A 22,899-nucleotide genomic window follows, 5' to 3' on the forward strand; every position below is an offset into this window, starting at 1 on the left:
GTTCAATTTTGCTTTGTTCAGGCCCAATATAATTAGTTAATGCTTGCAAGCATCTCATTTCTGATAGGTCTTAAATGTAAACAAAATAGAACAGATTTATCAAAAAGAAATTAGATGGCAAAAAGGTCTCTTCATAAATAACTTTCGATATTTTCAGTAGACAAAATCATCTAAAAAGCTAAGTATTAATTTGCTTTCACTTTGGATAGGGAGTTGCCATGAATGAAATTCAAGAGTTCTTGCGTCAAAAATTGAATTCGCCGTTACCTATTTCACGACCTCAATTAGCAAAGCTACCAATGGGTACCATGGAGTTTGTTACTTATGGTAATGGAAAACCCGTACTGATTATTCATGGTGGAGGGGGTGGTTATGATCAGGCAGTGCTTTTATTCAAGCGCTATATCCCTGATGGTCATCAAATGATTTGTCCTTCTCGTCCTGGTTATTTGGGAACACCCATTGATACTGGACAAACAGCAGAAGAACAGGCAGATGCCCTGGCCGGCTTACTGGATTATTTGAATATTACCAGCGCAGTTATTGTAGCCATATCTGCAGGCGGACTTTCTCTGTATCCTTTTGCCATTCGTCACCCGAAAAAAACTAAAGCAATCATTGCAATAGATGCTATAGCTGGGGAATATTTAATGCCTGAACAATCCAACAAATTGGCCCAAGCCCTTTTTATGACTGATTTTGGTTTATGGGTCGCTAAAAAAAGCATGATTTATTTCCCCAAATCATTTATCAAGAATTTAATTAAACTGGAAGGTTACCTGGATCCAGTACGTGTAGATGACCGGGTGAAAGAGATCTTAAATTGTCGGGAACGCCTGGAAATCATTGCCGAACTAATGAATAGCATGGCGGACTATAAGGCTCGTAAAACAGGGACCGTGAATGATATGGCAGAGGGTGTAAAAACCCGCTGGTATGATTTTGCTAAAATTAACTGCCCTGCACTAATAATTCATGGGACACATGATGCTGATGTAAAATTTTACAATGGTGTATTTGCTTATGAGCGATTAGCATCGAAAGAAAAAGAGCGTTTCTGGATTGAATACGGCACTCATTTTGGGTTTTTCTTTGCTCGTCAGGCGCGTGAGGTGCAACAAAAATTCCAGGAATTTATAATAAAGCATGGTTAAACGGGTTTGTTGTTGAAAAACTCCAGGAAAACTAGGTGGCAGTGGGTTCTATCGTGGAATTATTGATAACCAGATGGGAAATTATAATAATATCATTATAATTTCCCAAACGATCCATCTTATTAAATTACTTTACAGCAACTTCTTTCCACCAACTGGTTTTAGTTTCTGCAACCCAATCGGCATTTCTTAAATTTTTAACAAACAAAGCAGTTTCCTCAGGGCTTGAATGCTTGGAGTCAAGTTTTATACACCAATCCCAGTCCCCAGAGGTAGACCAAAGACTTTGAACACCGTTCATCTTTGCTATTGCAGCAGAATCCGACCAAGCATTTTTAGTTTTTAAAAAAACAACACTATTCCATGAGTTCATTGTTTCTTCCTTAATTTTAATCAATTATTTTTTTTCGCTTTGAACAAGAGTTCATTGCGTTATATAAACTTAGACTATGATTTATCAGATTTCAAACACAGATGAAAAACAATTCTATTAGACCTCTTGCCTAACCTGACTATTTTATCCCTTGAAAATCTTCATAGCGCAACACTTAATCAAGTCCCAGTTTTTTTAATCGATAACGGAGAGTTCGGAAGCTGACCCCCAATAGTTGTGCAGCAGCGGTTCTGTTCCATTTTGTTTTCTCAAGCGCATCAAGAATTAAATCTTTTTCCTGATCCTGAAGGTAACCATTTAAGTTAGTTGATACGGAGGATGCTGCAACAGCTGAGGTTATCGTTGTTCTGGGCAAATGTAAATCGGATGGTTCTATAACCTCTCCTTCACACATAGCCATGGCACGCTCGAGGATATTCTCCAGTTCTCTGACATTTCCTGGAAAATGATAACGACTCAATATTTCAAAACAGGATGGATTTATTTTCACCAGGTTTCTGTTTTGGTTTTTAGATAATTTTCTTAATATCGCCTCTGTCAGGCAAGGAATATCTGAAAGCCTTTCCATTAAAGTTGGGACACGCAATTCAATCACATTAATTCGATAATACAAATCTTGACGAAACGTCCCTGAATTAACTTCCTCAATCAAATTCTTATGACTCGCACTTAAGATGCGAACATCCACAGGAACTTCATATAACTCACCTATCGGCTTAATTGCCTTCTCCTGAATGGCACGTAGCAATTTAACCTGCATGGCGAGAGGAAGTTCGGCGATTTCATCAAGAAACAAAGTGCCACCATGAGCCGCAACAAACAACCCTGTTTTATCAGAAATCGCTCCTGAAAAGCTCCCTTTTTTATGGCCAAAAAACTCTGATTCCATCAACTCACCAGGTATAGCGCCACAGTTTACAGGAATAAATGGCTTATCCTTTCTGGGACCATTAGTATGGATCAACTGAGCGACCAATTCTTTTCCAACACCTGAAGCTCCTTGAATAAAAACTGGTGCCTGGCTGCGAGCTAATTTATGAATGTTTTCACGAAGTTGTTGCATTACCAAACTTTCACCAACCAGTAGACCTTCATCAGGCTTCTCGGTAGGCGGGTTTTGCATGGATAATGCCGTCTTAACCAGATCTCTAAGCATTTTTAAGTCTATAGGTTTTGATACGTAATCAAATGCACCTGCCTTTAAAGTATTGACCGCACCCTCGACATTTCCATAGGCAGTAATGACGGCAACTGGCACCTGCGGTTTGTATTTCTGAATGAATTTAACAATTTCTATACCATCTCCATCAGGTAAACGCATATCTGTTAAAACCAAAGAATAATAATTTTGTTTTATATGCTCTATGCCTTGCTTAAAGTCAGACACTGCATCGCAAGTTAAACCCATACGTGATAAAGTAAGAGTTAATAACTCTCTTATATCTGGTTCGTCATCTATAACAAGCACTTTACTTTTGGTCATATTAAAAGTTCATCCGATGGATTAACAGTGATCGCAAAACAACATCCTTTATTTGATTTTACCAAATTTAATCTGGCTTGATTAATTTCACATAAATCTCTCGCAATAAATAACCCCATTCCTGTACCACCTCGCAATGTGGTAAAAAATGGTTCAAATATATTGTCTCTGTGCTCCGAGGGTATGCCAGGTCCAGAATCACATACAGTCAAAGTGATTTTATTCGAAGAACATTTGGCAGCAATGACGATATTCACATTACCCTCATGATCCCGCCCATGATGAATAGCATTTTCACACAAGATTACTAAAATCTGTTCTAATTGACTTTTATCAAAAACAACTGATAACGGCTTATTTACAGGTAGTTTTATCGTAAGATCACAGGGATTATTGTGAGTAAAATCCTGCTTAAAATGTTCTAAAAATGTTGTAAGCTCATTAACCTGCGGTTGAGATTTCTCACGCCTTGAAAGCTGCAATACATTTTTAATCACCCTGTTCATTCGCTCACAATTGTTCATGATTAATTGTTTTAAACGAGTATTCTCTTCATTTAAATCCTCATTATCTCCAAACAATTGAATAGCATGAGCAATTGCCCCCAAGGGATTACGTAATTCATGAGCAATACTTGCCGAAAAACGCCCTAAAGCTGCTAATTTGAGTTGTTGTGCTTGTTGAGCGATATCAGTCATGTCTTCCAGAATAATGAGTACTTCAGACTTGTGACCAACAGAAGTAGAAAAAAAATGCACTCTTAGATAAGGATCTTCAATAATAGTTTGAGCTGTACGTTCATTATTCGTTGTTTTTAAAAGAAAATCATCAAATTTGGATACAAGTGAATCAGATAGCTGGTCTAATTTTTGAATTGCATGATGTTTACTCAGATTAAAAAATTCACGGGCGGCAGTATTCATCAACCGAATTCGCTTCCCCTCTGCAACATAAATAATGCCTGAATGCAGTCGTTCGACAATATATTCATTGAGCCTTTGCATTCCTGCTAACTCATAACTACGGTGTCTGGCCAAACTCTCAGACATTCTGACCCAATTGGATAAATACCAGGCAGTGATAGCCGTTGCAAAAAAACCAGCCCCATAGATTCCACTATAAAAAAAAGTGCTTAAGTCTTTTTGATTATAAATAAAAAATTGCAAAACATTGCCACATAGCAATAAACAACTGGCTAGTGATGCAAAATAGATGGCCAAGCGCCCGGGAACTAAAATACTTAAAGCAGCAATAGTAACATTTAGTAATATGCCATAACCGGATTCCAAATTACCAATGATGCCTAGCATGCTGGAAATGGCTATGACATCAATCGTACCCGATAAAAACACCTGCTTATCAAAACTTAAAATTTTTCTATGCCAAAAATAAAGAAAAATCAAAGCACATACTAAATAGGCAAAAGCAATACAGAGAAATAATAAGGGATAATATTTATTGATATAACTGAAATAATAAATGCCTAAAAATAGAAAAATACTTACTATTCTGTAAATATTGTAAACCAACAATATTCGCCATTGTCTCATTTTCGGATTGTTGATTTGGCGAGCTGCAGACATCCTTTTCTAATCCATTAGATTATTCAGCGTATTTTAATTATATAACCAGACTTGAGCATTTTGCACAATACATCAACTAAGACCCACACCAATGATCACTAATATTTCCACAATTTATTTTTATTCCATATGGTCAGAGCATCTTGAGAACCACTGTCCTTGGCTTTTCCAATCCAGTACTTTGCTTTAGCGAAATCTTTATTAACACCCATGCCATCAAGATACATAATACCCAGATTAATTTGTGCCAAATCCAAACCTTGTTCAGCTGCCTTTTGATACCAATACATGGCCTTCTTAAAATCTCTTTTTACTCCTTCACCACGTATATACATAACCGCCAAATTGTTCTGCGCCAAATCCAATCCTTTTTCAGCAGCTTTTTGGTACCATTTAATGGCCAGTTTATTGTCTTTCTTTATCCCCAGCCCTTTCATATACATAATCGCCAGATTATGTTGCGCTAAAGGTAATCCTTGTTCTGCCGCTCTCTTGTACCACAAGACTGCTTCGTGATAATTAACTGACAGTCCATTGCCTTTCATATACATTAAACCCAAGTTATTTTGGGCTTCGGCAAATCCTTGATCTGCGGCTTTTTTGAACCATAAATAAGCCTTTTTGTAATCTTGCAGCTCGCCATTATTTGAATAGAGAACACCTAAATTATTTTGAGCCAGAGTAAATCCATTCTCTGCGGCTTTTTCGTACCAGTAAATAGCCTTTTTCATATCCTTTTCTGTACCAATACCTTGTTCATAAATATACCCAAGATTATTTTGAGCTTTTTCCCCACCTTGTGCCGCGGCTTTTTCATACCAATATATTGCTTTCTTGCCATCTTGAATGGAAGGATCACCAGTCATATACAATACACCAAGGTTAGTTTGAGCAATCAGTGAACCTTCATTTGCTGCTCTGGTGTACCAACTAATAGCTGCTTTTAAATCTCTTGGAACCTCTTCGCCTCGCTCATAAAGAACACCAAGGTTATTTTGAGCATCAAGATCTCCTTGCTCTGCTGCTTTGATATACCAATGAATTGCCTTCTTGATATCTTTTGGTATGCCATTCCCATACATGTACATGACTGCAAGGTTATATTGTCCGTCTGAATTTCCGCCTTCTGCAGCCTTTTGATACCAGATAAAAGCCTGGCCCATATCTTTTTTAACACCCAGGCCATTTTCATATAGAATTCCTATATTATTTTGACCAATTGCCAAACCCTGTTCCGAAGCCTTATTAAACCAATACATTGCTTGCTGACTGTTTTGGGGCACACCCTCTCCTTTAAGATATAATACACCGAGATTATTTTGTGCCTCAGCTTGTCCTTGATCTGCAGCTTTCTGATACCAATAAATCGCTTTCTTTAAATCTTTATTTACTCCATCACCCTTTTCATATTTGAGCCCTAATTCAAACTGTGCTTGAGCATCACCCTGTTCCGCCTTATCCTCAGTATTGAATTGTTTTTGTGAGCTACGATAGGTATCAACATCCAGCGCTGATAAAGGGGGAGTTAGAAGTAATAAGAAAAATCCTGCAACAACCAATTGTTTCATCATACCTCCCTGTAATCATTGTTCAATTATAGCACAATTGCTGATGAGTAAACATTGACGCTCTGGTGCCATACAAGCAAAGTGCATCTATTAGGAGTAAGATATAATAGGGAAATGTTGCTATCCCGCATTACAGACTTCTCGTAATACAGGATAGCTTGCAATTAGAAAGTAATTTTCATCTCATCATCAGATTCAGAGAGGTTTTCTAATTTTAAATCAAAGGATTGTACCCAATCCAAGGTCTTGTTAATCAGTTCAACACAGCTTGAGTGCTCTCCATAACGCCCTGCAATTCTCGGTTTATATTGAGAAAAATCTTTATATACCGATTGGAGAGTAGCAATCATATAGCCTTCAACATATTCTTTGTCATCAAACATGGGAGATTGACGATTTAAATTATCAACAATATTTTTGGCCGCTTGAGCATAGTTTACAAGGAGTTGATAGTAATTCGGCTGCTGTTCACTAAAAAATCCTTTGGCGCCAAATAATTGCCTTATTTGAGCATCAGCAGGCACTGCAATTTTATTCCACATTGTATTATAACGTTCTTCAAAGTTAGAATCTTGAAATCTCATATTAATTCACCATGTACAAAAACATGACATATAATACTAAAAATTTATTATGTGAAGATTAAGAGCAACCTAATTTAATCATTACTCTTCTTGGGCCCCAATGACCAACTGCTCCCTTAAATACTCCTGCAATTTGCGTATGACAATTTAAGCAATTTCCAGTATCATCCATCCGATAATCCAATATCCGATACCAATCCCTTACAATCACAGGTAATTTACAATGAGGACAATAAGTGCTGCTGCAAGTTGTATCGTGAACATTTCCCGTATATACATAATGTAAGCCTGTCTTGATTGCGATTTCTCTGGCTCTTTGTAAAGTTGAAAATGGAGTCGGAGCTTTATCCATCATTTTCCAGTCTGGATGAAACGCAGTGAAGTGTAAAGGAACATCAGGCCCCAGGTTAGTCATAATCCATTCAGACATCCTCTCAAACTCGGCATCCGAATCATTTTCTTCCGGAATCACTAAGTTAGTAATTTCAAACCATACACTGGTTTCCTTCTTCAAATAAATGAGCGTATCCAGAACAGGTTGTAAATGAGAACCAGTAATTTTGTAATAAAAATCTTCACTAAAGGATTTTAAATCGATATTAGCAGCGTCCATGAATGAATAAAGCTCCTTACATGGCTCAGGATTAATATACCCTGCAGATACCGCTACTGAATGAATGCCAAGCTTATGACACTCCTTTGCGACATCAATGGCATATTCCATAAAAATCACTGGATCATTGTATGTATACGCCACACTGAGGCAGTTCATATTTTGGGCAGCCCTTGCAATATCTTCTGGCATGGCAGTATCTGCCAATATATCAATATCTCTGGATTTGCTAATATCCCAATTTTGGCAAAACTTACAGGCCAGATTACATCCCGCAGTTCCGAAAGATAAGACAGGGCTACCCGGCAAAAAATGATTCAATGGTTTTTTTTCAATGGGATCTATGCAATAACCGCTAGAGCGTCCATAGGTAGTTAATTTTATTTGATTATCCAGGTTTGCACGAACAAAACATAAACCTCTTTGCCCTTCACGCAATTTACAATTACGAGGACATACATCACATTGTATGCGTCCATCTTCCAGCTTATGCCAGTATTTGGTTGGAATAGTATCAAACATCAAATAGCCCACAATCAACTCTTAGTCTATATTTATAAGTATAGTATGTTCAGTTGTTCCGGAGTGTTGTTGTGTGCGTCCGTCAACCAGCCGTAGCTGGGTATTTTTATCCCGACGATCCTTTGACTTTAAAGCAAACCGTATTGAATTTCCTGGACCAAGCGCCAATTCATAAGCCTGCTCCAAAAGCAATACTAGTTCCGCATGCTGGTTATGTCTACTCAGGATCTGTCGCAGCTTCTGCATATGCTTCGTTGCGAGATAAGAAAAATTCCATCAATAAAATTATAATATTAGGCCCTGCTCATAGGTTATATTTCAAAGGCATAGCCTATGATCCTGTTGATAAATTCGCTACACCACTAGGAGAAATTCAACAGGATAAAGAGTTACTAACTCAAATTATAGATCTCCCTTATGTTTGTTCACTTCCTGAAGCTCATCAAAATGAACATTGTCTGGAAGTACAATTACCTTTCTGCCAAATGATATTCTCGAAATTTAAAATACTTCCTCTGGTTGTTGGAGAAACGAATCCCCAGGATGTAGCCCATCTAATAGAGCGAGTATGGGGTGGAGATGACACTCTCCTGATTATCAGCTCTGATTTAAGCCATTATCTGCCCTATCACATAGCCCAAAGAGAAGATAAAAAAACTTGCCTTTCCATAGACACTTTAAATGGTGAAGAAATACTGCATGATGCTGCTTGTGGTTATTTTCCACTGCGCGGTTTTCTGTATTTCGCGCGCCAACACCATATTTATAGCCGTCTGCTCGATTTGCGCAACTCAGGCGATACAGCTGGAGATAAAGAAAGAGTAGTGGGGTATGCTGCCTATCACTTCTACCAAAAGCTTAATTTTTCAGAACATTGCGCAGATGAATTGAAATACATCGCGAAAGAAACAATACGGTTACAAACAGAGGAAAATAAAGCATTGGCAATTAATTACAATGATTATAGTCAATTATTACAGATTCGGATCCCCACTTTTATTACTTTAAAAAAAAATGGTTTGCTAAGAGGGTGCATGGGAAGCCTTATAGCTAAAGAGCGATTAGCAGATAACGTCATTTACAATTCCATACGGGCAGCAATTGCTGACCCACGCTTCCCACAAATAAGACCATCTGAACTCAAGGAATTGTCTCTAACTATCTCATTAATAAAACCATTATCTCCACTATATTTTGACAGTGAAGAAGAACTCAAATCACAATTGCAAATTGGCATAGATGGCTTGGTATTAATTTACGGTTCCTATCAAGCTACTTTTTTACCTTCTGTATGGGAATCTGTTAAAACAAAAGATGAATTTGTTAATCATTTAAAATTAAAAATGGGGCTTGCAGAAAATTTCTGGTCTTCAGAAATGAAAGCACTTCGCTACTCGACAGAAATAATAAAATAAATTGGAAAATTCATTAATTACGCTCAAATAAGAATCCAGCCCAAATATTATTTTCATATAGCCCAGACTCAAAATATTTCTGGTAAATACGAGGATGCTCAGATTAACGGGATATAAAATCAGCAATTTTGCCAATAGCAGGCACATTTTATGCTAATTTTAAAATATAGGAATTTTGAGAAACAAAAAATGGATAATTCATTTGTATTCAATGAAACTACTCTAAAACGTGTACCCCATTTTTTGGTATTGATTATTATTTTACTGTTAGGTCTGCCGTACATAGGTCTAAACTGGGGTTTAGACTTTAGTAATTTAGCCATTACAATAAATGATGGGAAAATAGCAGGCTCCCAACTCATTGAATCTCAAATTCGCGGTTACTTCCGACAAACTCTCTTACAATGGTCTGGATTTTCTCTTGCCGCAGTCACCGTATTATTAGCGTTCACCCAGTACCGATTGAGTAATGATAAAATTGCTTTAATTATCGGTCTTGCCATTCTATTCTCTGGCTCCATTGAAGCGCTGCATACCCTGGTTATTGATGGCCTGGCTTTGGAGGGTCCCGAAAAAAATAACCTGGATGCTTTAATTTGGGTTTTTTCAAACAGTATTAGCGGTTTAATTCTAATGACCGGGCTTTCGTTACTGGTACATGCAGGCGCTAATAAACCAGTGAGATTGGTGACTTTTATTCTACTGACTACTTTTTTGGTTTTGGCTGCTATCGCAGTCATTTATTATGCCGCTGCAATAATTCAAATTCCTGACATGTGGCTTTATGACTCTTATGTTTCCAGGCCATTTGAACTCCTATCCGTTTTTATTTATCTGATGTTGATGATTATTTTTTACCCCAAAACCTATGCATCTTACCCGACTATTTTATCAGACTCTGTTTTCTATATGTCACTTACCCAAGTCGTCCTGGCTATATACATCATGCTATTATCAGTCACTCCCTACGACAGTGCCTTTAATATCGCTTATTTTCTTAAGGTGGTTGTTTATTTTATCCCTTGCACCTGTTTTGTAATTAACTATGTTTTTTCTTATTCAGCAGTACTGGAAGGGCAAAAAAACTTAAAATTAAAACAGGAGGAATTAAAATATATGGCCTCTCATGATCCCCTGACAAATCTATTTAACCGCAGGGAATTTGAAGAGCTGCTTGATAAATCCATTGCTAATGCCCAAAGAAATAACTCTTCCCTGGCTTTACTGCTTATTGATTTAGATAATTTCAAGGCAATAAATGACACATTTGGTCATTTTCATGGCGATGAACTTTTAAAACAATTTGCCAATCGCCTGGTTTTACTAGTTCGAAAAGGTGATCTTTTATCCAGAGTGGGTGGAGATGAATTTACATTAATCTCTCTGAATATAGAATCCCCTTCCAGCGCACGGCATCTGGCAGAACGAATTTTAAATGAATTAAACAGTCCCTATACTATCAATGGCAAATTAATCACAGTAACGGTCAGTATAGGTATATCTATTTTTCCTGATGATGGAAATACTACAGAAGATCTGTTAAGAAAAGCGGACTTGGCTATGTATAAAGCAAAAAATTCAGGGAAAAATACTTATCAATTTTATACTGATCAACTAGGATATTCACAGCACAGGGAATCCGAGCTGGAATCTCATCTTCGAAAAGCATTGCAAAATGATGAGTTTGAACTTTATTACCAACCCAAATTTAACCTGGTTAATATGGAGATTATTGGCGCAGAAATTCTTTTACGCTGGAATAATGAAGCCCTGGGAGGGGTGTCTCCTAATGAGTTTATACCAGTAGCAGAAAACACTGGATTAATAACAGAAGTGAGTCAATGGGTTTTACAAAAATCGTGCATACAAATAATGCACTGGGCTAATCAATACAACAAGATGCTTTCCTTTTCCATAAATATTTCGCCTGTTCAATTAACAAATCCACAATTTCCTAAAATTCTTGAAAAAATACTACAGGAATATCAATACCCTGCAGAATATCTCGAGCTTGAAATTACTGAAAACTCTTTAATGGGGGATCAAGATGAAATCTCCAAAATGCTTAATGTAATTTCCGACTTGGGAATAAAGTTGTCATTGGATGATTTTGGCAAGGAATACTCTTCTCTTAACAGATTAAAAACTCTCCCTATTGACAGCTTAAAAATTGATAAAACATTTATCTCTGATATACACAACGAACATGAGAAAGTAGTCATTATAGACATTATTATTAAATTGGCTAATGAGTTAGGAATGAGTATTGTTGCCGAGGGTATTGAAACCATACCTCAATTAAAATATCTTGTGTCAAGAAAATGTCATTTTGGTCAAGGCTTCCTCCTGAGTAAGCCCTTAACTGCAAATGAGTTCACTTCAATTGCTTATACCAAGTTGGGAAAAACCCAATCTAACGCAAAAGTCATTTCATTAATTGACAATAACAGATTTTAATTAGAACCATATACAGGATCTTTCAAGGTGAATTTCTTATATATGCTGTGCATTTTACGTGATATCGTTCATTTATGGATGTAAAAGGCTTTTCTTTGCCTTTTATATCGAATTCATATTAATTAATCACGAAAATTTTCATACTGCAAAGGTAATTCAATATTTGATTTCTTTAATAAAGCAATGGTTTCTTGAAGATCATCTCGCTTTTTCCCAGTCACCCTCACTTTATCCCCCTGAATAGAAGTTTGGACCTTGGCCTTGGTTTCTTTGATGTATTTCACTATCTCTTTAGCAGTAGGTTGGTCAATGCCTTGTTTAAAAGTCATGGTAAGAGTATAGAATTTTCCATTATGCACAGGTTCATCTTCTATATCCACTCCTGATGTGCTGAGGTTGCGTTTTGAGCAATGATTCCGGAATAAATCCTCAAGCTGCCTCACTTGAAAATCAGATTCAGAACGCAAAGTAACCGTCAGGTCTTTAAGCTCAATAGTAGCCTCAACTCCTCGAAAATCAAATCGGGTACTTACTTCCCGCACTGCATTATCTACTGCATTGCGCAAATCCACTTCATTCATTTTAGAAACAATATCAAAAGAAGGCATAACTAATCCATTTAAATTAAAATTGTAATTTATCAAAAAACAAGGATAGGTGAAAGAAACAACACTTCCATTTTCTTTCTTGCAAAAATTAAAGTTGTTTAAAAATAAATCGATTGATTAACCATTGCATAATTGCACAAACAATGTTATCAAATAAACTGGAATAAAAATAACCCAGTTGGTCATGGATATTATTAATCGGCAGCAAAAAAAGCTATTGCTAATCTAGTGTTAATCTGGAATTACCTTAGGTTTTTTTTTGCTTTCTCAAGGAGTGAGAAGTATGGGAAAGGAAAAGAGAGAGCTTGAAGCTTCATATATACCGTTACCTAAAAAAGGACGCTTTTGGATTCATTCTGAAAGTTGCTACACAGAGGAAGAGTTAAATTTCAGAGAATGGATTTTAAAAATTCGTTCCAATTCAGGGATTCATCCGGATTATCTTAATAATCCCAATTCCTGGTTTGCCAGCGACGATCAAGCTTTGGTTAATCTTTATGAACATGCCTGGTTTTATTCAAATGCCTTCAAGCCGAGACATGTGTTAAGCATTGATGATTTCCATGTCCAACCCATTGATAATCAGCGCCTCCAATGGCCACAACTTTATGACTTAATGCAAAAAGTGGGTGACTATCTTTTATTAAGAAATAAAGAGTTACCTCCAGAACATTTAAATCAACCCATGAATTTTGTCCTTCTTGATGTAAACAATATCTTAAAGGGGCTAAGTCAGAACAACAACATACAACAGGTAAAAGAGCAACTTGAGTCAGTCACTCGCTACCTGCGTACTATTGAAAAGAATATTTCACCACTGATTGGTTCGGACCGATTATTTTTAGCCAACTTTCGCAAAACAGTGGATACTAAAATTCACCCGCATCTGGACCATATGCTGGAAACTCAACTACTTAGAGATAAATTGGGAGAGTTATCAAAAGACATCAGAAAATTATCCAGTGAACGAAATAGAATCTTGCATTATGCTCTTAATGCCAATTCGGTAAATCCCCACTCTTATGAATTTGAACTGGATAAAATCAGTGACTCCGCTTCTTATCCAACTCAAGCAGCCAAACACTGCGCTCAGAAATCAAATGAATTGGTCGCAGATCCTCTGCCTATACTGCATTTAACTAAAGAGCAATTAAGTGATTGTCCTCACTTTAAATTAATCACGATGAAAGATGAGATCCTTGATCATTATGCCAGAGCAGTCTCTGATCTTAACGAGTTGGAACGATTTCAGAAGGTCATCCAGGAAATCATGGATCTTCTGGGGCAGGCTGGCGAAGTCTATACTGTTCATCAATTCAAAAATCAAATGCAATCCCTGCTGACACAAATTGACAGCTTTATTGACGCTTCCTCAGTGCATATTGATGAAATAATTGATGCGAACACTCAAGCCTATCATAAGGCAATACAAGAGGAACAAAATTTACCCTTCTGGAAAAATTGGTTGACTAATGAAAAAGAGAAACTAAAGATTTTTATTAAAAATCAGGACACTCTCTCTCAATTTCCATCCAGTTCTTCTGATCTCAAAAAAACAAACAAGGCTTTAAAAAACCGGGTCAATGAAGTCGTTAGCCATTTAAATCAGCCTAAATTAAAAGAAACGTCCTTTGAAGCAATAGCTGGACAAACTCAAGCACTTAATAAATTGATGTTATCAATGCATGACTGGATGAAAATCCAACATGAATTGAAAGGGCTTCCACCTCCCCAACCACCTGAACCCCTCAAGATAATGCCAACTCCTATACCAGCAGTTGATGTGTTCTCTTCTCCCCCGCCTCCACTCCATGCATATAAGCCTCTATTTATTGCCCTGCCTGGGAATACAACAGCTCCTTGTATGCCTGACAATAATCAATGCAAAACAACCCCCAGTTCACCCACACAAAATTCTTTAGGTTATTTAGGATTAATTGCCCTGATACCTATTGGTGTCATAGCCTTATATTTGGTTATTAATTGGATGAATAAAAAAGACACTCAAATACGAGTATCTGGCACAGAAGAAGAGTTCAATAAGATAAAAGAAAAATTTGAAGATCTATTAGCAGAACTTAAAGGTTTCGAGCATTCGGAGGAGATTGATCTCTCAGACGACTATTATTTCATTGTTCAAGACTATGAGGAATTGATAAAAAAGACAAAATCAAACCATTATGATGTAGAAGCATTACAAGATACTTATCAAGAATTGGAAGATCTCTATGAAGAGTATTGTAACCCCGAGAAGGAATCACTGAAATTTTAACTCCATTTTAAATATTATATTTCATATTGCCCCTCAATCTACCTCCAGGGGCAATAAGTTATGTTTTAACTATATGTTTTATATAAAAAATGACTCTCAGTTGAAGATAAAAATTCATTTAATTTTATTAAGTTACTGCCTGCAATCAAAGGAATTTTTTCGGTACTGGTCATATTTTGTTGAGGAAGCCAAGGATTATCAATGACCATATTTGAAGAAATCATATGGGTAGCGACATATCTAAAAAATCCTGCCATTTGATTTTTTTTCGCAACATGGGCATGAGATGATGATCTTTTTCTATCAACTATATCTCTGTCTTCCTTCCTTGTGTAATTGTCATTTATTTGATTGGATTGTAAATAAATTTTGAGTTTTTCTGTTTGATTTCTTAAAGAGGATAAATACTCACCAGCAAAAATTCCTTCGACAATAATGATATCAGCAGGAATAATTTTCATTTCCCCATTCAATACTCTGTCACTGCTTGCCATATCATAGGTCGGTCTGAATATGGTTTTACCAGCCTCTAAATCCTGCAAATGCTGTTGAATTAATGTTTGTTCCAGAGCTTCAGGGACATCAAAATTCTTTGGTTTGTCCGGATCCATCATACTTTGTGGCAAGTAGTAATGATCCAGACTTAATATCGTAACCGTGAAATTTTGTGCTTCTGCTATTGTCTTAATTTCTTCTGAAACAGTCGTTTTTCCAGTTCCAGTTCCTCCAATGACAAAGATAAATTTAGACACGTAATATTCTCTTGCGGTCAAAAAAGGCATTATAATAACTGGGGAGCAAATTACAAGAGAACCTATCAATCTGTACCTTGATAAGCTCTCGAGCCAAATCCAGTACTCCAAAGCTTACAAAGCAAACCATTTTAAATGGTTGTAAATAAAATGATTACGGCGAATGCTGGCATTAAAAACATTTATTTTAATAACCAATTGATAAAAAAGTATTTTTCTTTAAAACCAACCAAATTTCATCTAATTATATTATCCACAAAAACTGTGTATATCTTTGTGAATACCTTATAAAAGTGCTAGTAGAATCAGCATCAAATACCGATGATTTTTTACTTACCAATCTGATAAAACTCAAAAATGAGAGCGCAGTATATTGATTATAAATTCCTCACATAATCGTAATTGCTCTACTTCAACATATTCATTTGCTCTATGAGCTTGTTCGATACTACCTGGACCACACACAATAGTAGGAATTTCTGCCTGCTGAAATAGTCCGGCTTCTGTAGCGTAAGCTACTTTCATCAGCTTATCGCTCTGGCAAACTGTTTGAGCTGCTCTGACAAAAGGATCTGTAATCGGCATATCCAAACCAGGAGCTTTTGCTATGGTATCAAGATTAACATTAGAGTCAGGATGATCCTGATGCAGGTTAGGAACAAGCTGATCCTTAACATAAGAGATAATTTTCTGATTTAAATCCTCGGAGCTATCAGTAGACAGATTTCTAAATTCAAAAACAAACTCACACAAGTTTGGAATAGTATTATAAGCATTACCTCCTTTGATCAGATTGGTGGTAAGTGTTGTATATGGAACATCATAAGAAAAATCTCGATTTCCATATTTTTTAAATCCATTAGCCATCCCTCGAAGATAGCTTATAAAAGACGCGGCATGTTCGATCGCATTACATCCTTGATTCGTTAATGAAGAGTGGGCAGCTACACCATGTATTTGGCAGCGATAAGAATATTTGCCTTTATGACCTACAACTGGCTTCATTAAGGTTGGCTCACCTACAATGCAAGCACGCGGTTGATAATTAAGCTCCACTATTTTATCGATCAGAGAAGGCACACCAAGACAACCAATTTCCTCATCATAAGAAAATGCAAAATGAACTGGAAAATCCAGGTTCATTTCTTTCAATTGTGGGACTAAAGCCATCACGACTGCAATAAATCCTTTCATGTCACACGCGCCACGACCATACACTTTGTTATTTTTAAGAGTGGCTTGAAAAGGATCACTATCCCAAATTTGACCGTCAACAGGAACAACATCAGTATGACCAGACAGAATAATACCCCCTTCCAAACGCCCTTGTTTTCCTGGCAAAGTAGCTAACAGATTAGCTTTCTGCTCTTTACTATCGTGAATTAGGATAGGATTAACCTTGAAATCATTTAACCCATTCGCCAAATATTCAATCAATGATAAATTAGAGTTCCGCGAAGTAGTATCAAAAGAAATGAGTTGTTTTAACCAATCTAAAGTTGTCATATTCCTACCTTTTAAATTGCAACGAGATGTTCTGGCTGATTCTCAGATAGCTTCCTTTCCTCCTGATAAGCAAGGACTGCTAGCAAACTGATAAAGACTGTCGTCATTTGATAATAAGTAAAAACCATAGGGTTTTTAGTGTATTCAATCAACGCCGTTATAATAAATGGAGCAAAACCACCAAACAACAGGACAGCTGAATTATAACTGATGGCTAAACAAGTAGATCGTACTGATGCTGGAAATAAGGAGCTAACGGTAATGGTCAACACTCCAAAATAAGCGCCGATACACAAACCTAAAATGTTTTCAACCAAAATGAGAATAGTTACACCAGGGTATTGGTTGAGTAAGAAAAGTAAAGGATAAATTAATCCAAAATAACAAGCCAAAGCCCATAACATAACTATTTTTTTGCCTATTCTATCCGACAATGCGCCAAAAAAAGGAATAGTAAGAATACTGACTAATATTCCAGATGCAGTGCCTAAGTACGCCTCTGTCAGCGATAAATTCAAGTACAATTTACAATAGGTAGGCATATAGCTGAATAAGGTATAAATCGAGCCTGTACACCCGGCGACAAGACTAAAAGCTATCAACAGCGAACGTTTTTGTTGCTTTACCAAGATAAGTAGCTTTCCTGTGTCCTGTTGCTCTTTCTTCCAGGTAAATTCTCGTTGCAATCGACGTCTTAAAATCCATCCTAAAGGTAGAATCAACAGTCCTAAAGCAAAAGGTATTCTCCAGGCATATTGATATAGAGCTTCATTGGAAAAATAGAAAGTTAAAATAAGGCACGCTGAAGATCCCATTAATATTGCCAAAAGCTGGCCTACCATTTGTAAGGAAGTGTAAAACCCCTTTTTATCGCTTGGCGATAAGCTAACTAATAGAGCGCTGGATATGCCAAACTCGCCACCAGTAGCAAGCCCTTGCAACAATCTTGCAAATACAATGACACAAGTAGCAGCCAAACCTATTGTGGAGTAGGATGGTGTAAAAGTAATAAGCATGGTTGCGACAGCCATCAAATAAAAAACGAACATTAATGCTTTATGATGCCCATACTTATCTGCCCAAACTGCTAAAATAAAGCCACCAAGAGGCCGGACTACCAGAGCCACTCCAGAGCTTACCATTGTAGTCAAGAGGGAAGTCACAGGACTATGATTGGGAAAAAAAGCTTGGGCAATAAAAAGCAGCATGAAATTATAAATCATGAAATCATACCATTCCATAGCATTACCAATACATATTGCTCCCAATGTTTTAAAGGAGGTATTTAATGTATTCATGTTTCCTTACAAGGGTAAATTTAGAGCAAAGCACATACTAGTAGAATATAAAAAAAATTACCATGCTTTATAAGAAACTAATATCAATATTAATTTTACTGGTAATTCCCTATCAACTGATTTAAATTATTGACTTTTACAATAATAAACATGGAATGAGTTACTAAATCATGAAAAAATTTATCCTGTTCCCTTTAATTTCCGCCCTGTCCAGTACTTTTGTCCATGCTGGTGGTATGGGTGATTCCAACGCTTGTTGCTCTACTTTTGTGTCACTTGAGGGTGGATATACCTGGAGTTCCATTGATGGATACAATTTTACTATAGTCGGTACCAACAATACCCTCACCTCGACAGAAGATAAACAAGGTTATAGTGGCCGTCTCGCTGTCGGCGTGCTTAGTATGATAGATGATCAATATGGATTCACAGGCGAAGTAGGCTGGGGTTACTATGGTAGAACGACCATTAATCCAAGTGTCGCGGGAGCTTTAGGGCAGGTTCCAGCTGCCTTGACGATCAAGCATACCTTGAGCGGATTTGATGCCCTGCTAGGCGTTACCTATTTTCAAAACTATTTTAGCTGGTCTGTCAAGGCGGGTGCGCTCATTCAAAATATGCAAGTAGACACTAGTGCCTTTTTCACTCCCCAAATATTTCCTATAGTGGATAATTTCGATATGAAAACGAACAGGACTGCTGTTTTGCCAGCAGCGAAGCTGGGAGTTGCCTATAATTTTGATTCTAACTGGGCTATTACCGGCTCTTATTTGTTCGCGCTTGGAGCAAATCCAGGAACAACTGCAACTTTTAATCCTAACACATTAAGATCCAGTCTGAGCATTGACGATGAAAATCCAATGATGAATGCTATTTTATTTGGGGTTCAATATACCGCTTAGTTTAATATTATTTAAGAACGTCACCTTTTATATCGGGTCAAGTATTTACAAACTTATAAAAGTCTTTAATGCTTTTCAAGTTTGATAATAAAGACGTTGGCCCCAAAACTTTTTAACTTATTCCTTCAACAGGTCTTCACAGGACTCAAAAGAAAGGAGATAAAAGCTTCTGCCTTTCATTTTGTCATGGTTTGTTATTTGTTATTTGTTATTTGTTATTTGTTATTTTTAGAATTTTCTATCGTATACTTTTCCAAGTAAATATAATACTTCTTCATCCTCAGTCTGGGAGAAATCTTCATACCAAAGACCCACAGCGTTAAAAGACATGGGGGATATAAGACAAAGGTATTCATCCGCAACACTTTTCATTATCTCATTCATATCTTCAGGTGCTACAGGAACCGCTACTATAATTTTTTTAGGTGACTCCTTACGTAAAGCAAGAACAGCTGCACGCATACTAGCACCTGTTGCAATACCGTCATCTACCAGAATTACGATTTTATTTTTTAAATCAGGAAAAGGTTTGTCACCACGATAAGCTCTATTCCGCCTTGCTAATTCGTTTTCTTCTTGAGAAAGAACCTGATTAATGTCTTTTTGAGAAAGTTGCAAATATTGCAACAGCTCTTCATTATAAACTTTTATTTTATTAATGGCCAAAGCACCGAAAGCTAATTCTTCATGCCCAGGAACACCCAATTTGCGAACAATCATTAAATCTAATGGAGCATTTATAGCCTCAGAAATCATTGCAGCTACAGGCACTCCTCCACGAGGTAGTGCAAGCACTAAGACATCATTCCGGTTCGCGTAATGCTTAAGCTTCTCTCCTAATAATTGTCCAGCTTGATAACGATCTTGAAAGCGATCCATTTTCCTACTCAATTATCTGTCCTGCTACTTTTATTGTAGTTCAGATCTGGAAATTATCCTGCTGTCAGCAAGAGTTTATAATGATTAATCTTCTCTGAATTTAAGCTAATAATTATCAGTACACTATTTCATCATTTGAATCCATTTCAAATAAAGTGAATAGCTGTGTACATCAAAATAGTGCATCAAGGAATGTAAAGAATGAATTAATTGATAGAGTTTAAAGATCACCAACCAAAAATTATGATCATATTTTAGGCATAATTTAAAAATTGACTCTATACTTATGCTGTATGCTAAAAAATAATTGAAGCAATATAAGGAGAGTACAATGAATGTGCATACCATGTGTTTTACGAGGGTGTTACGTTATGCTGTTGTGACAAGCCTTCTGTTTATGGCTGTGTCTTTTACATCAGTGGCAAATGCGGCTCAGGGATGCGGGGAAGGTTATCACAGGGCCATTCATAATGGTACTTGTGTTCTAAACTATCCAGGCGCCTTTGCAACCCCTGCACCAGCTCATCCAGGCTGCTGGCGTAATATGTGGGGACAATTGCGTTGCTACAGATACTAATTCAAACTTGGAAATACAAACATAGCAAACCTTATTTCTTGCTGTTATATTTTTGATGTAACTAGCAAAAATAAGGTTTTATTCATAGAAAAATAGTCATTCTAAACACCTGAGAAACCCGAAGGTCTTTCTAAGACTTTGGTTTTCTCGGGAGCCTGCAATTTTCCTGTTAAAGCAACGTATATCCCTAACAAAATTAAACTTCCACCTATGATTTGCGAAATACCGGGAACTTCACCTAATATCAAATAGGAAAAAATAATAGACATCAGAGGAATTATTGATGAACTGATTGCAACCTCTGCAACTTTTGCATGTTTCATGCCCAGCATACTGAAATAATATCGCAAAGCAATAATAACACTCCCATAAAAGAGCATCCACTCCCATAAAAATGGGGAAAAAAGATCAGCAAAATGATGCCAGCCAAACATAGAAATCACTATAAAAAAGAATAAAACAAGACCCAATAACATTTTTAAAATACTAAACAGATAATGGGGTAATCTTCTAAGTGCATGAAAACCAATAATAGTTGAAGCAGTACTTGAAACTACTGCCAAAAAAATACAAATTTCACCTGAACGAGGAATAGAGCTGAGAAAAATAAAAAGAGGACCTGTTTTCATTTCAGGGTTTGGAGTTAAAGCACCTGCTCCCCCCAACCAATATTGAAGAATAACTATTGCAAATACTCCCAAGGTAGCTAAAAAAGCCCCTATGGTTACTCGAATATTAGGCACCTCTCCCAAGAAAATCCAGCCGGCTAATAAAGTCATAGGGATCTGTAAATTGGAAATAAGAACAACATTAATCACATTGGTGTACATTAATCCAAAAAAAAATAAGGTGGGCGTTAAAAAACCTGCGAATAAAGCAGCCAGAAAAATTAAGCACCAATTTTTCGCTGTTAAATGTTCTGGTTGAAATTCTTTTAGCTCTCTAAAATGAATTAAAATCAAAGTGAGCACTGCAATGAAGTTTCCGGCAAATAGGACATTACAAAACGAAATTGGATTACGACCATTGACCAAATGCTCATTCCCAAGCGTGATAAGTTTTGCTATGACAGGGTTAGCAGCACTTATTATGAGCGAACTCAGGAATAAATATAGTATTTCCTTATATCGAAACAGCATCTTAATTTCCAAAGGATTATATTTCCATTTACAATATTCCTCTCCTGAAGAAGATGTCGGTAATGGTTTAAATCGATTTAGCAGTTCTGCAGCATGCTCGGCATAAAACGAAAAAACCTTATTAAGCCAATACTAGCCTCTGACTAAAACTAAAAAACTATTCAAATTTCCCTTTTTCTAAAAAGCTCAGCACAAGTTTTTTTACTTTTGAATCATACATAATAAAAGTATGCGTATTGTTAATAATAACCTGCTCTGTTTGTCCTTGCAGACGAGCATAGTCTGGAGGAACTTTAGCGTCAAACCGCCCAGCGATTATCCCCATTTTGATATCAGGTACAGGAACTCGGTGCACATAAGATGTTTGCTCAGAACTTAATTCAGCCAAAGGTTTTATAAAGTAGGAAATCATCGGAAATAGTTTAACAGATAATTTTGCCAGCTTCGAACCTTGATTAGGAGGAGCCAGCATAATGAGATAACCTACTTGTTTTAATTGCTTTTGAGATAATTTGGATAATGCTTCCCTTACAATAATGCCACCAAGGCTATGGGTAACGAAATGAATTTTTATCGCCGGATTATTCTCAAGTATTGTTGTAATAAATTGATTTAAATAAACTCCATGCTCTTGAATATTGTATCTGGCGGAGGGGTATTTGTACAAATAGACCTGATATCCCTGAGCCTCCAGATAGGCTTTTAATGGCTTCATACTCACATAGGTACGCATTAGACCATGAATTAATACAATAACCTCTCCAGGATGCCTGGAGTTTACTTCTGTTAATGAACGGTTTATCTGAATTGGATTACTGGTATCAGGGGAATAAGCATAAGCCTTGACAAATGTGGATATTCCAATGAATATCATCAGAATTATTTTTATGCTTCGATTTTTATTGATAATGGAATAACCCATTATTATCTCTATTATTGATTTGAATAAAATTATTCTTTCTATAGATAAACTTAAAATGATTATTAATCAAGAATATCCATTCAATTATTGCATTGAGTTGAGTGCAAACTAATTCAGAATGAAAATAAAACCAGCAAATGAGCTTATGATCGCCTTATCAGATAAAATAAACTCCATATTTCCCAACTAAACGCTGAGAAATTTATTCAAGAAAAAAGGTGTTAATTTTGTTAATTTTGTAGTATATTTGCCCACGCTATTTTGGAGATAA

General features: G+C 36.6%; 19 protein-coding genes and 1 pseudogene. 6 read left to right on the forward strand and 14 right to left on the reverse strand.

The features are described from left to right. Nucleotides 1–218: 218 nt before the first annotated feature. On the forward strand, nt 219–1,154 hold the full coding sequence (locus OQI99_RS06480) for an alpha/beta fold hydrolase (protein WP_061513574.1): 936 nt from the start codon (nt 219–221) through the stop codon (nt 1,152–1,154). A gap of 127 nt (nt 1,155–1,281) precedes the next feature. On the opposite strand, the gene OQI99_RS06485 is transcribed toward OQI99_RS06480, so the two are convergent. The 6 genes from OQI99_RS06485 to amrS form a co-directional block, all read right to left on the reverse strand. Then, nucleotides 1,282–1,527: a hypothetical protein gene (locus OQI99_RS06485; protein WP_011213531.1), complete on the reverse strand. Its 246-nt coding sequence runs from the start codon at nt 1,525–1,527 to the stop codon at nt 1,282–1,284. Between the two features lie 175 nt (nt 1,528–1,702). Then, complete coding sequence (locus tag OQI99_RS06490; protein WP_061513573.1) at nt 1,703–3,031, reverse strand: sigma-54-dependent transcriptional regulator; 1,329 nt, start codon at nt 3,029–3,031, stop codon at nt 1,703–1,705. Further along, nucleotides 3,028–4,614, reverse strand: coding sequence for a sensor histidine kinase (locus tag OQI99_RS06495; RefSeq protein WP_265731510.1), 1,587 nt, complete (start codon nt 4,612–4,614; stop codon nt 3,028–3,030). Before OQI99_RS06495 ends, OQI99_RS06490 begins: the two co-directional genes overlap by 4 nt. A 98-nt stretch (nt 4,615–4,712) precedes the next feature. Next, complete coding sequence (gene lidL, locus OQI99_RS06500; protein ID WP_265731511.1) at nt 4,713–6,182, reverse strand: Dot/Icm type IV secretion system effector LidL; 1,470 nt, start codon at nt 6,180–6,182, stop codon at nt 4,713–4,715. A 164-nt stretch (nt 6,183–6,346) separates the two neighbouring features. Further along, the gene (locus OQI99_RS06505) at nt 6,347–6,766 is read right to left on the reverse strand and encodes a lpg1171 family Dot/Icm T4SS effector (protein WP_061513570.1); all 420 of its coding nucleotides are present in this window, start codon (nt 6,764–6,766) and stop codon (nt 6,347–6,349) included. Nucleotides 6,767–6,824: 58 nt separating this feature from the next. Then, entirely contained in the window at nt 6,825–7,901 is a 1,077-nt protein-coding gene (amrS, locus tag OQI99_RS06510) for an AmmeMemoRadiSam system radical SAM enzyme (RefSeq protein ID WP_265731512.1), read from the reverse strand. A 71-nt stretch (nt 7,902–7,972) separates the two neighbouring features. On the opposite strand from amrS, the gene amrB reads away from it, so the two are divergent. Continuing rightward, nucleotides 7,973–9,316 (forward strand): AmmeMemoRadiSam system protein B, encoded by a 1,344-nt coding sequence (gene amrB / locus OQI99_RS06515; protein ID WP_061513569.1) that lies wholly within the window; start codon nt 7,973–7,975, stop codon nt 9,314–9,316. Between the two features lie 150 nt (nt 9,317–9,466). Continuing rightward, complete coding sequence (locus OQI99_RS06520) at nt 9,467–11,773, forward strand: putative bifunctional diguanylate cyclase/phosphodiesterase (RefSeq protein ID WP_265731513.1); 2,307 nt, start codon at nt 9,467–9,469, stop codon at nt 11,771–11,773. Nucleotides 11,774–11,895: 122 nt separating this feature from the next. Here OQI99_RS06520 and OQI99_RS06525 read toward each other — a convergent pair whose 3' ends face one another. Further along, a complete protein-coding gene (locus tag OQI99_RS06525) occupies nt 11,896–12,381 on the reverse strand; it encodes a YajQ family cyclic di-GMP-binding protein (protein WP_061513568.1) in 486 nt (161 codons plus the stop codon). Between the two features lie 259 nt (nt 12,382–12,640). Here OQI99_RS06525 and ravR point away from each other — a divergent pair, with 259 nt between their 5' ends. Further along, nucleotides 12,641–14,653 (forward strand): Dot/Icm T4SS effector RavR, encoded by a 2,013-nt coding sequence (ravR, locus tag OQI99_RS06530; RefSeq protein ID WP_265731514.1) that lies wholly within the window; start codon nt 12,641–12,643, stop codon nt 14,651–14,653. 65 nt (nt 14,654–14,718) lie between these two features. Here the strand turns inward: ravR and OQI99_RS06535 are convergent, their stop codons facing one another. The 3 genes from OQI99_RS06535 to OQI99_RS06545 all read right to left on the reverse strand — a co-directional run bounded on the left by OQI99_RS06535 (nt 14,719) and on the right by OQI99_RS06545 (nt 18,209). After that, nucleotides 14,719–15,405: a uridine kinase gene (locus tag OQI99_RS06535; protein ID WP_265731515.1), complete on the reverse strand. Its 687-nt coding sequence runs from the start codon at nt 15,403–15,405 to the stop codon at nt 14,719–14,721. Between the two features lie 351 nt (nt 15,406–15,756). Continuing rightward, on the reverse strand, nt 15,757–16,911 hold the full coding sequence (argE, locus tag OQI99_RS06540) for an acetylornithine deacetylase (protein WP_265731516.1): 1,155 nt from the start codon (nt 16,909–16,911) through the stop codon (nt 15,757–15,759). Nucleotides 16,912–16,922: 11 nt separating this feature from the next. Continuing rightward, on the reverse strand, nt 16,923–18,209 hold the full coding sequence (locus OQI99_RS06545) for an MFS transporter (protein ID WP_265731517.1): 1,287 nt from the start codon (nt 18,207–18,209) through the stop codon (nt 16,923–16,925). Nucleotides 18,210–18,379: 170 nt separating this feature from the next. Between OQI99_RS06545 and OQI99_RS06550 the strand changes: the two genes are divergently transcribed. After that, nucleotides 18,380–19,111 (forward strand): hypothetical protein, encoded by a 732-nt coding sequence (locus OQI99_RS06550; RefSeq protein ID WP_265731518.1) that lies wholly within the window; start codon nt 18,380–18,382, stop codon nt 19,109–19,111. 228 nt (nt 19,112–19,339) lie between these two features. Here the strand turns inward: OQI99_RS06550 and OQI99_RS06555 are convergent, their stop codons facing one another. Next, the gene (locus OQI99_RS06555) at nt 19,340–19,990 is read right to left on the reverse strand and encodes a phosphoribosyltransferase (protein WP_265731519.1); all 651 of its coding nucleotides are present in this window, start codon (nt 19,988–19,990) and stop codon (nt 19,340–19,342) included. Between the two features lie 331 nt (nt 19,991–20,321). Between OQI99_RS06555 and OQI99_RS06560 the strand changes: the two genes are divergently transcribed. Further along, the gene (locus tag OQI99_RS06560) at nt 20,322–20,567 is read left to right on the forward strand and encodes a hypothetical protein (RefSeq protein WP_014841398.1); all 246 of its coding nucleotides are present in this window, start codon (nt 20,322–20,324) and stop codon (nt 20,565–20,567) included. 101 nt (nt 20,568–20,668) lie between these two features. Here the strand turns inward: OQI99_RS06560 and OQI99_RS06565 are convergent, their stop codons facing one another. The 3 genes and pseudogenes from OQI99_RS06565 to OQI99_RS06575 all read right to left on the reverse strand — a co-directional run bounded on the left by OQI99_RS06565 (nt 20,669) and on the right by OQI99_RS06575 (nt 22,628). Further along, the gene (locus OQI99_RS06565) at nt 20,669–21,706 is read right to left on the reverse strand and encodes a DMT family transporter (RefSeq protein WP_265731520.1); all 1,038 of its coding nucleotides are present in this window, start codon (nt 21,704–21,706) and stop codon (nt 20,669–20,671) included. A gap of 9 nt (nt 21,707–21,715) precedes the next feature. Next, nucleotides 21,716–21,826: pseudogene (locus OQI99_RS06570) on the reverse strand (type IV secretion protein Dot); the annotation flags it as partial. A gap of 37 nt (nt 21,827–21,863) precedes the next feature. Further along, nucleotides 21,864–22,628, reverse strand: a complete 765-nt coding sequence (locus OQI99_RS06575; RefSeq protein ID WP_061513556.1) for a lipase family alpha/beta hydrolase — start codon at nt 22,626–22,628, stop codon at nt 21,864–21,866. Nucleotides 22,629–22,899 lie beyond the last annotated feature (271 nt).

Source organism: Legionella sp. PATHC039, assembly GCF_026191275.1.
Classification (GTDB): domain Bacteria; phylum Pseudomonadota; class Gammaproteobacteria; order Legionellales; family Legionellaceae; genus Legionella; species Legionella pneumophila.

What these genes read in the sequence shown, in the direction of transcription:
- argE (WP_265731516.1), bottom strand. Translation starts at nt 16,911, where the DNA reads ATGACAACTTTAGATTGGTTAAAACAACTCATTTCTTTTGATACTACT.
- OQI99_RS06545 (WP_265731517.1), bottom strand. Translation starts at nt 18,209, where the DNA reads ATGAATACATTAAATACCTCCTTTAAAACATTGGGAGCAATATGTATT.
- OQI99_RS06550 (WP_265731518.1), top strand. Translation starts at nt 18,380, where the DNA reads ATGAAAAAATTTATCCTGTTCCCTTTAATTTCCGCCCTGTCCAGTACT.
- OQI99_RS06480 (WP_061513574.1), top strand. Translation starts at nt 219, where the DNA reads ATGAATGAAATTCAAGAGTTCTTGCGTCAAAAATTGAATTCGCCGTTA.
- OQI99_RS06505 (WP_061513570.1), bottom strand. Translation starts at nt 6,766, where the DNA reads ATGAGATTTCAAGATTCTAACTTTGAAGAACGTTATAATACAATGTGG.
- OQI99_RS06560 (WP_014841398.1), top strand. Translation starts at nt 20,322, where the DNA reads ATGAATGTGCATACCATGTGTTTTACGAGGGTGTTACGTTATGCTGTT.
- amrS (WP_265731512.1), bottom strand. Translation starts at nt 7,901, where the DNA reads ATGTTTGATACTATTCCAACCAAATACTGGCATAAGCTGGAAGATGGA.
- OQI99_RS06490 (WP_061513573.1), bottom strand. Translation starts at nt 3,031, where the DNA reads ATGACCAAAAGTAAAGTGCTTGTTATAGATGACGAACCAGATATAAGA.
- OQI99_RS06565 (WP_265731520.1), bottom strand. Translation starts at nt 21,706, where the DNA reads ATGCTGTTTCGATATAAGGAAATACTATATTTATTCCTGAGTTCGCTC.
- OQI99_RS06555 (WP_265731519.1), bottom strand. Translation starts at nt 19,990, where the DNA reads ATGGATCGCTTTCAAGATCGTTATCAAGCTGGACAATTATTAGGAGAG.
- OQI99_RS06495 (WP_265731510.1), bottom strand. Translation starts at nt 4,614, where the DNA reads ATGTCTGCAGCTCGCCAAATCAACAATCCGAAAATGAGACAATGGCGA.
- OQI99_RS06575 (WP_061513556.1), bottom strand. Translation starts at nt 22,628, where the DNA reads ATGGGTTATTCCATTATCAATAAAAATCGAAGCATAAAAATAATTCTG.
- OQI99_RS06525 (WP_061513568.1), bottom strand. Translation starts at nt 12,381, where the DNA reads ATGCCTTCTTTTGATATTGTTTCTAAAATGAATGAAGTGGATTTGCGC.
- OQI99_RS06485 (WP_011213531.1), bottom strand. Translation starts at nt 1,527, where the DNA reads ATGAACTCATGGAATAGTGTTGTTTTTTTAAAAACTAAAAATGCTTGG.
- OQI99_RS06520 (WP_265731513.1), top strand. Translation starts at nt 9,467, where the DNA reads ATGCTAATTTTAAAATATAGGAATTTTGAGAAACAAAAAATGGATAAT.
- lidL (WP_265731511.1), bottom strand. Translation starts at nt 6,182, where the DNA reads ATGAAACAATTGGTTGTTGCAGGATTTTTCTTATTACTTCTAACTCCC.